Source organism: Pseudoalteromonas sp. NGC95, assembly GCF_015864705.1.
Taxonomy (GTDB): domain Bacteria; phylum Pseudomonadota; class Gammaproteobacteria; order Enterobacterales; family Alteromonadaceae; genus Pseudoalteromonas; species Pseudoalteromonas arctica.
In genome coordinates, this window is sequence record NZ_JADYWR010000013.1 from 1 (window position 1) to 12,081 (window position 12,081).

A 12,081-nucleotide genomic window follows, 5' to 3' on the forward strand; every position below is an offset into this window, starting at 1 on the left:
GAACGACCTTGTATGCCATAAATTTTTTGGGCTTGTTTATAAGTCATATCGCCTTTTTCTACAGCGTCGACAACTTGTAATTTAAAGCCTAATGAATAATCTCGTTGTGTTCGTTTGAGCGGTGTATTATTTGACTTGGTCATAATAAATCCTAAATGTGTAAACACATTTCAGGACGAGACAACAAACACAAAAAAGCCGTATTCAAATTGAATACGGCTTTTTAAATTCTTAAATTAAAATTTATTTAATTTAAGAAATGATTTCGTGTAGCTCAACATCAAATACAAGCGTTGAGAAAGGTGCGATTGCAGCACCTGCGCCACGTTCACCATAAGCAAGCTCATGAGGAACGTAGATACGCCATTTAGTACCTACAGGCATCATTTGTAATGCTTCAGTCCAGCCTTTGATCACGCCACCAACTGGAAATTCAGCTGGTTGACCGCGCTCGTATGAGCTATCAAACACAGTACCGTTAATAAGTGTACCGTGGTAATCAACACGTACTGTAGACTCAGCTGTTGGCTTTTCGCCTTCGCCAGTTGCTAGTACTTCGTATTGAAGACCAGACTCAGTTACTGTGATTTCAGGACGTTTTGCGTTTTCTTCTAAGAATGAAATACCTTCTGCAGAAAGTACTTTAGACTCTTCTTCACGACGAGCTTGAATCTCTTCGTTGATTTTTTCAAATGCAGCTTGGATCTCAGGGATCTCAACTTGAAATGCGCTACCAGCGTACGCATCTTTCATGCCTTCAAATACTGAATTTAGGTTTAAGCCTTCAAAAGGATTAGACTTAAGTTGCTCACCCATTTGTAAGCCAATACCGTAACTTGCTTTTTCAGCATCTGTAGTAAAATTATCTGACATAATGTGTTTTTCACGTTTTGTTAGTTAAAAGACGCGACTATGCTATCACAAAATAAACCGCGTTTGGGGCTAGTTTTTGCTGAGTTTTAGCTTAATTAGGCCAACAATATAACTACAAAGCGGCAAACTGAATAAAATTCCAACAAGTAGAGGCATTGTTAGTAATCCTGATTCGCCAAACAGTAAAAATGGCACTACAAGCAGCCCTATACAACCAATAAAAACAGAGCCAATAACTGGCCAATGCTTATCGTATTTGGTAATAAGATGGGCAGCTAAAACATTAAAACCAACACCATAAATTAAAGCGGTAATTAATGGATACTCTGGTTGAGCATCTATAGCCATTTTTACTAATAAGCTAATAGCACTTTGATAGCAGTAACCAAATACCGTCCATAATAAAAGATGTTTTATTAATTTCTGCGAGGTTGGTAGGTTTGTTGCTTTAGTCATTTAGAAACTCCACAAAGCAAAAAACCGCCCATAAGGCGGTTTTTTTAAATAATGGTGGAGAGATAGGGATTTGAACCCTAGATGGGCTATAAACCCATGCCGGTTTTCAAGACCGGTGCATTCGACCACTCTGCCATCTCTCCGCACGGCGCGAATAATATGGCTAAATACATAACTTGTAAAGAGCTAAATAGAAATTAATATAAAATATTAACATATTGGATAAAATAGACCCACTTTGTTCTTTTGTTAAGCTCTTCACTTTAATAAAAGTGTAGTTAATGGACTAAAGTTAAACACATTAATAATATTGTTTAGGTCTACGTGCAATCCAAGAGCAGATTAAACAAGCCAATATACTCAGTGCGGTAAAGGTAACGCCTTGAAAAATTAAATCGAATCGATTTAAATCATCACTTGGTACTACAACAAACATAAAAGCAGGTAGCACACTAAGCGATAAAACGTAGCAACATACTTTAAATGCACGCCCAAAGTCGAAACGTTTGGACTGGTGCATCCACCATGTTAACAACACAAGCATACCCATCGCTGAACCGGCTATAAAGTGTGATGCATTTGTGCTCATTGCAACATACAGTGTTACAAAAGCACCAATGATTCCCCAAATTGACCATGCTAGCCAATTCTCTTTTTCACGTAAAAATAAATTTCCCATAGTTTTCGTCTTCTTTATCGTTATTTTTATTAAGACTTTCCATAATGTATCAAAAAACAACCGATTAAAAAACAAACTGAAGAAGATTTAGTAAATTTAGTGCTTCCAAGCGCTTCTTACAGCCAAGTCATTAACTTCTAAATAATACTCTTTGTAACCTTAATGAATTATGACTATGTAAGTTGCGCAAAGTTCATACTATTTCACAAATTACTAAAATAGTTTTCTGGCTTATGGCGAGGCGACTTTTTACAATCGACTTCGGGTGTACCTATATATAAATACCCTACTATTTCATCTTGCTCATGTAAGTTAAGCGCTTTTTTAACCGCGCTACTTTGTGCAAAGTAGCCTGTGCGCCAAACACCGCCTAACCCTTGGGCAAATGCAGCTTGTTGCATCGCTAATACACTACAGCCTGCGCTTTGTACTTGTTCTATTCGAGGAACTTTTGGGTGTTCTTGATATTTAGCAATTGCTATTACAATCATAGGCGCACGAAGGGGAAGCTCTTTAGCACGGTTAATTACTTTTTCTTCTTGTTGCTCTGCCACTGCACTTTGATGGTAAATTTCACCCAGTTTATTGCGTGCATCACCTTGAGCAACAATGAACTGCCACGGTGCTATACAGCCATGATCAGGAACACGTAATGCTGCTTGCTTAATTATGTCGAGCTGCTCAGGCGTAGGGCCCGGCTCTGTTAGTTTAGAGTCTGATTGGCGGGTAAGTAAAAGCTCGATAGCGTTCATAACGATTCCTCAAAATTCAAAACGCTAGAGTAACATTTAAACCCTTAAAAAATAAATACCGAGAAATTAAAATGCAAAACGGCCGCAAAGGGTTAAGCTATGCGGCCGTTAGTAAAGTAGATTAAATACGTTATTCTTTTACAATATTTCGCCTTAACCAGTAATCTATACTAACAAAACGCCCACCGCCCATAAAAAACAAGCTAAGAAGCATAGCAAAATAAATTGCCGAAAATTCTATACCGTTGTTTAAAATAGACGGCTTGCCCTTTTCGTATAGATAATCAGGAAACCCGTGTTCTTCAACTAAGCCACGAATTTTACCTATTCGGTCTTGTACTTCTAGTGAGTTTTCAAGGCTTTCTTTAGCCCCCGGAATTGATAACCAATCGAGCACTTGCGCAGCACTTGTTTCTGGATTAGTTGGTGCTATTGCAAACCAACCATTATGCCAATGCACTGAGGTTGCAGCGACAACCATTGTGAACATAAGTGGGATACTGACCAAGCGAGTTAAAAGGCCAAGTAATAAAAACCAACCTCCTAAAAATTCACTCCAGCCAGCTAAAAAAGCTAGTAAGTCAGGAAACGGTAATCCTAAACCCCATTCATTATTACCAAACCATTGAACTACATCTGGAGATGCTAAAAAGTTATCAAAGAAACCTTCTGTCTCACCGCTTATAGCAAGTTTGTTATAACCTGCAATGATCATAACAGGGGCTAAAATCAAGCGAAATAGCAATGCAGGTAAACCATCTAAAAATGATAGTTTACCCAATATTGCATCATAAAGATTGGTTAGTTTATTCATGCGTATCCTGTGTGTTCACTGTTTATTAAGTTATAGACTATAAACAGCAAAGACCGCATGAATTGATAAACTATTTCAATTTATTTACAAAGGTTAAATACTTCTAGCGACCTGAAGTGCTTCAAAAATAGCGCGTTTAGCATCAATAGCTGCAGCTAGTTTAGCTCCGCCTATAACATGTACCTTTGCGTTATCTGTGTAATTTTCTAGCACTTCGTTATTAGAAACCTGGCCAATACAGGCAATAACAGTGTCTACTGGCAGTATTTGAGTTTCACCAGCAACATTAATAGTTAGTCCGCTTTTATCAAAGCTTTGGTATTGGCAATCAGCAATTTGCTTAACGCCATGCTGCTTAGCAACTTGGCGATGTATCCAACCCGTTGTTTTACCAAGCTCGCTACCAAAACGACCCGTACTGCGTTTTAACATATACAATTGACGTTCGTCTTTATGAGGTTGGGCTTCACACTCAATCCCCCATTGCGTTTTAAACTCGCTAATAGTTTGCGATTTATGTTCGCTTAAAAACGCAACCATATCAAAACCTATACCACCGGCACCTAAAATAGCAATTGATTTACCTAGCTCTACTTCGCCGCGTATAACTTCGTCATAAGCAAATACACGCTTATCATCGCTACACTTAATAGAGGCTTCACGCGGCCTAACGCCAGTTGCAAATACGATGTCATCATAGTTTTTAAGCATTGAATCGTCATAAGCTTTACCAAGCTCTACAGTTACTTTTAATCGCTCAAGCTCATTAGTGAAGTAAGTAAGAGTATGGTTAAAGTCTTCTTTACCTGGTATTTGCATAGCTAAATTAAATTGGCCACCCATTTGCGGTTTTTGATCAATTAACGTGACGTTATGCCCTTTTTGAGCCAAGTAACAACTTGCCGATAAACCAGCGGGGCCTGCACCGACTACTAATACGTTTTTAGCTTTGGTTGCTTGCTCTAACGGGTAATCTAGCTCAAATGCAGCTTGTGGATTAACTAAACACGTAGCACGTTTATTTTTAAATACGTGATCTAGACAACCTTGGTTACACCCTATACAAATATTAATTTGCTTAGATTGATTATTTGCGTATTTATTAAAAAACTCTGGATCGGCAAGTAGCGGCCTTGCCATCGAAATTAAATCAGCCTCGCCTGCATTTAAAATATCGTTAGCTATTTCTGGAGTATTAATTCGGTTAACAGCAATAACTGGCACGCTCACCACGTCTTTTAAACGTTTTGATGCTTCTTTAAATGCACCTGGCGGCACCATACTCGCAATAGTTGGTACACGCGCTTCGTGCCAACCAATACCTGTGTTAAATATATCAACACCCGCTTTTTCAAGCTCGGTAGCTTGTATGACAACTTCCTCTGGTGTTGAACCGTTTGGGATTAAATCAATAACCGACAATCTAAAAATGATTAAGAATTGCTCAGATACTTTTGCTCTTACAGCTTTAACTATTTCAAGCGCAAGTCGCATTCTATTTTCTAGGCTGCCACCAAATTCATCTTCACGTTTATTGGTGTGCGGCGCCATAAACTCATTAATCAAATACCCTTCAGAACCCATAACTTCAACGCCATCGTAGCCGGCTTTTTCAGCCATATAGGCAGAGTGCGCAAAGTCTTTAATTGTTTTTTTAATCGAGCCAAGCGACATCGCTTTAGGTTTATAAGGATTAATAGGTGCTTTTATTGCACTTGGTGCTTGATTGAATGGATGGTACGCATAACGTCCAGCGTGTAATAATTGCAAACAAATTTTTCCGCCGTGTTTATGCACAGCATCTGTGTAAGCGCGGTGCTTAAATACATCGTAATAACTATTAAATGAAGATGAAATAGGTGTTAATTTGCCACGTAAATTAGGGCTGTATCCGCCCGTAATTAACATTGCAGTGCCGCCTTTTGCACGTGCTTCATAAAATGCACGTAAGCGTTTGCGGTTATGCCATCCCTCTTCAAGGCCTGTATGCATTGAGCCCATCACTAAGCGGTTACGTAATTGTGTGTGTTTTAATTGTAATTGTTGTTCTAACATCTTGTGCCCCGTTAACTGGTCTAACCTGTATACATTAGCTAATTCTGCTTTAATGGCAAGTAATAAGCAATATGTGCCTTCATTTAATTAAAAAAGCCATAAAAACATGTCTTAATAGCACCTCATAAACACTTCGTTACGATTTAGCAGTTAAATTTATTTTTATTCTAGGCTAAGATGGAACTAATGTATTAACTGTACCAAATTAAGGAGCTATTTTGATAGCAAAGGTATTTAAAGGTATTTGGGCTGGGATTAACTTTTCTCGTCGTTTAATACTCAACATTCTGTTTTTATTACTGGTAATTGTTTTCTTAGTGTCACTCTCAAGTGACGACGATAAAATAATAGTTGAAAATGGCTCTGTGCTTAGGCTTAACCTAAATGGCCCTATTGTTGAAGAAAAAACATACATAGATCCGGTCGAAGCTGCAATTAGTGATGCTACTTCTGGTTCTGAAGCGCCAAGCGAAATATTACTCGACGATATTGTTGAAGTAATAAACGAAGCGACTAAAGACGATCGCATTACGGTGATGCTGCTTGATTTACAAGAAATGCCTAAAGCGCATTTAAACAAACTTAAGCAAATTACCAATGCTATTGATGCATTTAAACAAGCTGGCAAAAAAGTGATTGCATCGGGTTATTACTATACCCAAGCACAATACTATATTGCATCACATGCTGATGAAATAGCTATGCACCCATACGGTAGCGTAGGTATTGAAGGTTACGGCATGTATCCGCTTTACTTTAAAGATGCACTTGAAAAGCTTGAAGTAACGCAGCATATTTTCCGTGTTGGTACATTTAAGTCAGCAGTAGAACCTTTCATTCGTAACGACATGTCTGAAGCAGCCAAAGAAGCTAACCGTGTTTGGTTAGGCGCTCTTTGGAGCGAATACAAACAAGATGTTGCTGCGGTTCGCCCATTTGATGAGTCAAATTTCGACGAGACAATGGACGTATATCTTGAAAAAATGAAAGCTGCAGATGGCGATGCAGGTAAATATGCACTTGACCACCAGTGGGTTGATTCTTTAAAAACAAATCAACAAGTTCGCAAACAATTAATTGATTTAGTTGGCGCACAAGAAGATGGCAAAACATTTAAGCAAGTTTCATTTCGTGAATACTTAAGCTTGGTTAAACCACCGATTGAATTTGATAACCCTATTACCGAAAAAGTCGCCGTTGTAGTTGCTAAAGGTACAATTGTGGATGGTGAGCGTAAAGCTGGCGAAATTGGTGGCGACTCTACAGCAGCCCTACTTCGTAAAGCACGCCTTGATGACAAAGTTAAAGCGGTTGTACTGCGCATTGATTCAGGTGGCGGTAGTATGTTTGCCTCTGAAGTTATTCGTGCAGAAGTATTAGCGCTTAAAACTGCTGGTAAGCCTGTTATTGCCTCTATGAGCTCTGTAGCTGCATCAGGTGGTTATTGGATTGCCTCTGCTGCAAACGAAATTTGGGCAGCACCGAGTACTATTACAGGTTCAATTGGTGTGTTTGGTACGTTTATGACATTTGAAAAAACCTTATCTAAAATTGGTGTTTATTCAGATGGCGTTGCAACAACCGAAATGGCTGGTTTTTCTATCACTCGTCCCCTAAACGAAAAAATGGGTCAAGTAATTCAGATGAACGTTGAAGAAGCATACGGTCGCTTTTTAAACGTTGTCGCTGATGCCCGTAATATGACGCCTGAGCAAGTTGATAAAATTGCCCAAGGCCGCGTATGGATTGCATCTCAAGCACTTGAACTAGGTTTAGTAGACAAACTTGGTGATAAACAAGATGCTATAAAAGCAGCTGCAGCACTTGCAAAACTTAATCACTATGAAGTTAAAACCATTAAACAAGATTTAAGCTCGCAAGAAAAAATGATTCAAAATATTTTTGGTAACGCGTCTATTAAATCGATGCTTGGTTTACAAACACAAAAAACATCTGTGTTAGCAACGCAAGCTAACTTGCAAAGCGTTATTAACCAATTAAGTACTGAAGTTGAAAACCTTAAAGATTACAACGATCCACAAGGTGTATATGCACGTTGTTTAGTGTGTAATGTTGCACAATAAAAGTGCATAGCTTTACCTAATCAGCTGTATTTAAAGTTACTTAACGTTATACTAAGCCCAGTTTTTTTACTGGGCTTTTTTTATGAAACGTAAACGCATTTATATCGCTTATACTGGCGGTACTATAGGTATGAAAAAATCGAGTCGAGGTTATATTCCTGCTGAAGGTTTTTTAACAGAAACCGTAGTGAACAACGCAGAGTTTAACCGTGATGAAATGCCTTTGTTTGATATTCACGAATACTGCCCTCTTATAGATTCTTCAGATATGTCTCCTGAGCATTGGCAACTTATTGCTGATGACATTAAAAACAAATACCAAGATTATGATGGTTTTGTTGTGCTTCATGGCACCGATACAATGGCGTATACAGCCTCAGCACTATCGTTTATGTTCGAAAACCTAACTAAACCTGTGATTGTAACTGGCTCACAAATTCCGCTTTCTCAATTACGCTCAGATGGTCAAGTAAACCTTCTGAATGCAATGTATTTAGCGGCAAATTATCCAATTACAGAAGTAAGTCTATTTTTTAATAACCAACTGTTTAGAGGTAACAGAGCAACTAAAGCCCACGCCGATGGATTTAATGCATTTGCGTCGCCTAATCTTGATCCCTTAGCGTTATCGGGTATTAGTATTCAACTTATTAAAGGCCAACTTAGTCCTTATGTTGAAAATGAGCTGCAAGTTACTCCTATTACACCTCAACCCATTGGTGTGCTTTATTTATACCCTGGTATTAGTCAAGAAGTGGTTAAAAGCTTAGTTAATGGCAATATTAAAGCCTTGGTGTTGCTTAGTTTTGGTGTAGGTAATGCACCGCAAGATCCTAACTTTTTATCAATACTTGAAGAAGCAAGTAAACGTGGCGTCGTTATTGTTAATTTAACCCAGTGCTTAAAAGGCCATGTAAATATGGGCGGCTATGCAACGGGTAATGCACTGTTAAATATTGGTGTTATTAGTGGATACGATATGACCCTTGAAGCATGTTTAACTAAATTACATTATTTATTTAGCCAAAAGCTAGAAGTAGAGACGATTCGTCATTTAATGCAAGACAATTTACGTGGTGAGTTAAGCCGTTAAATCTCACAGCACCAAAAATACAAAAGGCACGCTAAATAGCGTGCCTTTATCGTTTTAAACAACTGTTTATTATCTAACTTTAGCGTCGATATCTACTAAGTCAGTTAAATGGCATGTTTCACCGCTATGGGTTTTAACGCCGTGCTCACCAAAGTAATCACGCTGGGCTTGAACTAAATGCCCATTACTCGGTGTGGTTAATGTTGCTAAATACGTTTGTGTAGCACCCAATACAGGGAATGCTAAACCAGTCATTATTGCTTGGCCGGTAATTTTGCGCAAAGAGTTAGACTCTTTCTCAAGGGTATCAATAAATTCAACACCTTGTGCAACGCTATCAAGGTAGTCAGCACGAATAATACAACCAGCACGCCACGTTTGAAGCGTTTTAGATAAATCAACTTTCCACTGATGAGTACGTGATGCACCTTTAATTAACGCTAAACCTTGGCGATACGCTAGTAAGCTTGCAAGTAAGAACGCTTCTTTTAGCTCTTCTAAATCAATTTCAACATTGTTAGTTGATTTAGATGCATACGTCATCTCTTGTGCAGCCGTTGTATTACATGCATTAGTTAAATGACGTGCTTGTACAGCAGCAACAAGTGAAGGAACTGCAATACCAAGTTCTAGTGCATTTTGCGCAGTCCAAAGACCAGTACCTTTAGCGCCAACTTTATTATCAATTAAGTCCGCAAGCGGTACATTATTATGATTTTCAAGTGACAATATGTGGCTAGAAATAGACAGTAAGTAGCTATTTAATTGACCTTCTGACCAGTCATTAAATATCTCAGCCACTTCTTTTGGAGAACGATTAGTGCCTAAACGAAGTAATTGGTACACTTCAGCAATAAGTTGCATAAGTGCGTATTCAATACCGTTGTGAACCATTTTTACAAAATGACCACTTGCTGATTGACCAACACGTGCAAAACACGAGTCGCCATTATAGCTAGCAGCTACTTTTTCAAACCATGGCTCAATACGTTCCCAACCACCCTCAGAACCACTTGCCATCATTGCAGGACCATGGCGAGCGCCTTCTGCACCGCCAGAAATTCCCATAGTGGCAAATTCAAATTTATTTTGGTATTTAAGTTTACGCGTTATACCGTCTTTATAATTACTATTACCGCAATCGACAATCATATCGTCACAGTTAACGCCGGCCTCTACAAGTTCATTACAAACTGTATCAACTAACTCACCAGCAGGTACAAGTAATAAAATAGAACGAGGTGCCTCTAAACGCCTTACCATGTCTCTTAAATCAGAGACAATGTGAAGCCTATCAGCCATGCCTTGAGATTTAGCACAACTTAGTAACTCTTCACCCGCATGTGGGTTTTTGTCATAAGCGACTAGCGTTATCCCTTTTTCAATCAAGTTTAGGGCAAGATTTTTTCCCATAACGCCTAACCCTACTAATGCAACTTGCATCTAGTGTCCTCCTCGGTAACAACTATTTGGTTAGAAAATTCAGTGTATAAATTAAATAATACCGCGTGCATTATACTCATACAGTCATAAAATACTAATTATGAGTCAATACAACATGCTTTTTTATTACAGATAAATAAGCTACGTAATTATATCAAACATCAATGGTCTCGGGGTGACTAAAAGCAAAGCTAATTGAAATTAAGATCATTGACGCATTCTGACACCGGTGTCATAATGATGACACAATAGTTTTGTATAAAATAGTGGCAAACCTTTGAAGTTTGCACATAACTAAAATATTTTATTCTGATATAGATATTTTAAGTCAACAAAATAACGTCAACATGCTTTCACCAAGCAAACAGGAGAAATTGATGCTAAGACGCACGAAAATAGTCGCTACCCTTGGACCTGCTACCGATAGAGATAACAACTTAGAAAAAATTATTATCGCTGGGGCTAATGTAGTACGTTTAAACTTCTCACATGGTGTTGCCCAAGATCATAAAGACCGTGCACAAGCTGTACGCGATATTGCAAAAAGATTAGGCAAGCATATTGCTATCCTTGCTGACCTTCAAGGCCCTAAAATCCGCGTTTCTACTTTTAAAGAAGGTAAAGTAACGCTTGCTGTGGGTGCAAAATTTACCCTTGATGCAAAAATGGAAAAAGGCGAAGGCGACATAAACTCTGTAGGTATTGATTATAAAGAATTACCTAACGATGTAAGCCCTAACGATTTACTACTTCTAAATGACGGCCTTATTCAATTAAGTGTTGATGAAGTAGCTGGGCATTTAGTGCATTGTACAGTCACTGTTGGCGGTGTTTTATCTAACAATAAAGGTATTAACCGTTTAGGTGGTGGCTTAACTGCTCCAGCATTTACTGAAAAAGACAAAGAAGATTTAATAACTGCCGCTGAAATTGACGTAGATTACATTGCCGTATCATTCCCACGTAGTGGCGACGATATGCGCTACGTACGCTCACTTGCTGAAGCTGCTGGTTCAAAAGCACAGTTACTTGCTAAAATTGAACGTGCTGAAGCCGTTGAAACCCAAGAAGCTGTTGATGACATCATTTTAGCGTCTGACGCTGTAATGGTTGCTCGTGGTGATTTAGGTGTTGAAATTGGTGATGCTGCTCTTATGGGCAAGCAAAAACTAATTATTCGTCGTGCTCGTTCATTAAACCGTACTGTAGTAACAGCAACGCAAATGATGGAATCGATGATCGATAACCCTATGCCTACACGTGCAGAAGTTATGGATGTTGCAAATGCTGTTCTTGATGGAACAGATGCTGTAATGCTTTCAGCTGAAACAGCTGCTGGTGATTATCCTGAAGAAACAGTTGCGACTATGGCACGCGTTTGTTTAGGTGCTGAATCGCAAAAAGAAACGCACGTTTCTAAGCACCGTTTAGATAGTCGCTTTTCTAACAATGCTGAATCAATTGCGCTTTCTGCTATGTATGCAGCTAATCACTTAGATTCTGTTAAAGCAATTATCACACTTACTGAATCTGGTAGTACAGCGAAATTAATGTCGCGTATCAGCTCAGGCTTACCAATCTACTCGCTTTCACGTCATGCGAGTACATTAGGTCAAACAGCACTTTATCGTGGTGTTTACCCAGTATTTTTTGATTCTACAAAAACTGAAAAAGACGGTATGGTAAAAGCTGCGCTTGATACTTTAGTTTCTCAAGGGTCTTTACAGTCTGGCGATACAGTAATTATTACTCACGGTGACTCAATGGAAACTGTGGGCGCAACTAACACAATGAAAATTGTAACTGTTGCATAATTAAACGCCGAATATAAA

At 38.7% G+C, this 12,081-nt stretch carries 10 protein-coding genes, 1 tRNA gene and 1 pseudogene; 3 read left to right on the plus strand and 9 right to left on the minus strand.

The features are described from left to right. The 8 genes and pseudogenes from I6E70_RS12795 to I6E70_RS12830 all read right to left on the minus strand — a co-directional run. Window positions 1–143: pseudogene (locus I6E70_RS12795) on the minus strand (IS3 family transposase); the annotation flags it as partial. 109 nt (window positions 144–252) lie between these two features. Further along, the gene (locus tag I6E70_RS12800; RefSeq protein ID WP_007586200.1) at window positions 253–873 is read right to left on the minus strand and encodes an FKBP-type peptidyl-prolyl cis-trans isomerase; all 621 of its coding nucleotides are present in this window, start codon (window positions 871–873) and stop codon (window positions 253–255) included. A gap of 69 nt (window positions 874–942) precedes the next feature. Continuing rightward, window positions 943–1,329 (minus strand): hypothetical protein, encoded by a 387-nt coding sequence (locus I6E70_RS12805; RefSeq protein WP_010554477.1) that lies wholly within the window; start codon window positions 1,327–1,329, stop codon window positions 943–945. A 52-nt stretch (window positions 1,330–1,381) separates the two neighbouring features. Further along, window positions 1,382–1,472 (minus strand) — tRNA-Ser (locus I6E70_RS12810). Between the two features lie 158 nt (window positions 1,473–1,630). After that, window positions 1,631–2,008 (minus strand): hypothetical protein, encoded by a 378-nt coding sequence (locus I6E70_RS12815; protein WP_007582705.1) that lies wholly within the window; start codon window positions 2,006–2,008, stop codon window positions 1,631–1,633. A 203-nt stretch (window positions 2,009–2,211) separates the two neighbouring features. Then, window positions 2,212–2,760: an NAD(P)H nitroreductase gene (locus tag I6E70_RS12820; protein ID WP_007582703.1), complete on the minus strand. Its 549-nt coding sequence runs from the start codon at window positions 2,758–2,760 to the stop codon at window positions 2,212–2,214. A gap of 130 nt (window positions 2,761–2,890) precedes the next feature. After that, the gene (locus I6E70_RS12825; RefSeq protein WP_007582701.1) at window positions 2,891–3,574 is read right to left on the minus strand and encodes an HvfX family Cu-binding RiPP maturation protein; all 684 of its coding nucleotides are present in this window, start codon (window positions 3,572–3,574) and stop codon (window positions 2,891–2,893) included. A 93-nt stretch (window positions 3,575–3,667) separates the two neighbouring features. Then, window positions 3,668–5,629, minus strand: a complete 1,962-nt coding sequence (locus I6E70_RS12830; RefSeq protein WP_197188857.1) for an oxidoreductase — start codon at window positions 5,627–5,629, stop codon at window positions 3,668–3,670. Between the two features lie 218 nt (window positions 5,630–5,847). Here I6E70_RS12830 and sppA point away from each other — a divergent pair, with 218 nt between their 5' ends. Both sppA and ansA read left to right on the plus strand, forming a co-directional pair. Beyond that, complete coding sequence (gene sppA / locus I6E70_RS12835) at window positions 5,848–7,713, plus strand: signal peptide peptidase SppA (RefSeq protein ID WP_197188858.1); 1,866 nt, start codon at window positions 5,848–5,850, stop codon at window positions 7,711–7,713. An 82-nt stretch (window positions 7,714–7,795) separates the two neighbouring features. Next, a complete protein-coding gene (gene ansA, locus I6E70_RS12840) occupies window positions 7,796–8,806 on the plus strand; it encodes an asparaginase (RefSeq protein ID WP_197188859.1) in 1,011 nt (336 codons plus the stop codon). Between the two features lie 69 nt (window positions 8,807–8,875). Here the strand turns inward: ansA and gndA are convergent, their stop codons facing one another. Beyond that, window positions 8,876–10,249, minus strand: a complete 1,374-nt coding sequence (gene gndA / locus I6E70_RS12845; RefSeq protein ID WP_010554474.1) for an NADP-dependent phosphogluconate dehydrogenase — start codon at window positions 10,247–10,249, stop codon at window positions 8,876–8,878. A gap of 377 nt (window positions 10,250–10,626) precedes the next feature. Here gndA and pyk point away from each other — a divergent pair, with 377 nt between their 5' ends. Next, a complete protein-coding gene (gene pyk / locus I6E70_RS12850) occupies window positions 10,627–12,063 on the plus strand; it encodes a pyruvate kinase (protein ID WP_007582689.1) in 1,437 nt (478 codons plus the stop codon). Window positions 12,064–12,081: the final 18 nt, after the last annotated feature.

What these genes read in the sequence shown, in the direction of transcription:
- I6E70_RS12800 (WP_007586200.1), bottom strand. Translation starts at nt 873, where the DNA reads ATGTCAGATAATTTTACTACAGATGCTGAAAAAGCAAGTTACGGTATT.
- I6E70_RS12805 (WP_010554477.1), bottom strand. Translation starts at nt 1,329, where the DNA reads ATGACTAAAGCAACAAACCTACCAACCTCGCAGAAATTAATAAAACAT.
- I6E70_RS12815 (WP_007582705.1), bottom strand. Translation starts at nt 2,008, where the DNA reads ATGGGAAATTTATTTTTACGTGAAAAAGAGAATTGGCTAGCATGGTCA.
- I6E70_RS12820 (WP_007582703.1), bottom strand. Translation starts at nt 2,760, where the DNA reads ATGAACGCTATCGAGCTTTTACTTACCCGCCAATCAGACTCTAAACTA.
- I6E70_RS12825 (WP_007582701.1), bottom strand. Translation starts at nt 3,574, where the DNA reads ATGAATAAACTAACCAATCTTTATGATGCAATATTGGGTAAACTATCA.
- I6E70_RS12830 (WP_197188857.1), bottom strand. Translation starts at nt 5,629, where the DNA reads ATGTTAGAACAACAATTACAATTAAAACACACACAATTACGTAACCGC.
- ansA (WP_197188859.1), top strand. Translation starts at nt 7,796, where the DNA reads ATGAAACGTAAACGCATTTATATCGCTTATACTGGCGGTACTATAGGT.
- gndA (WP_010554474.1), bottom strand. Translation starts at nt 10,249, where the DNA reads ATGCAAGTTGCATTAGTAGGGTTAGGCGTTATGGGAAAAAATCTTGCC.
- pyk (WP_007582689.1), top strand. Translation starts at nt 10,627, where the DNA reads ATGCTAAGACGCACGAAAATAGTCGCTACCCTTGGACCTGCTACCGAT.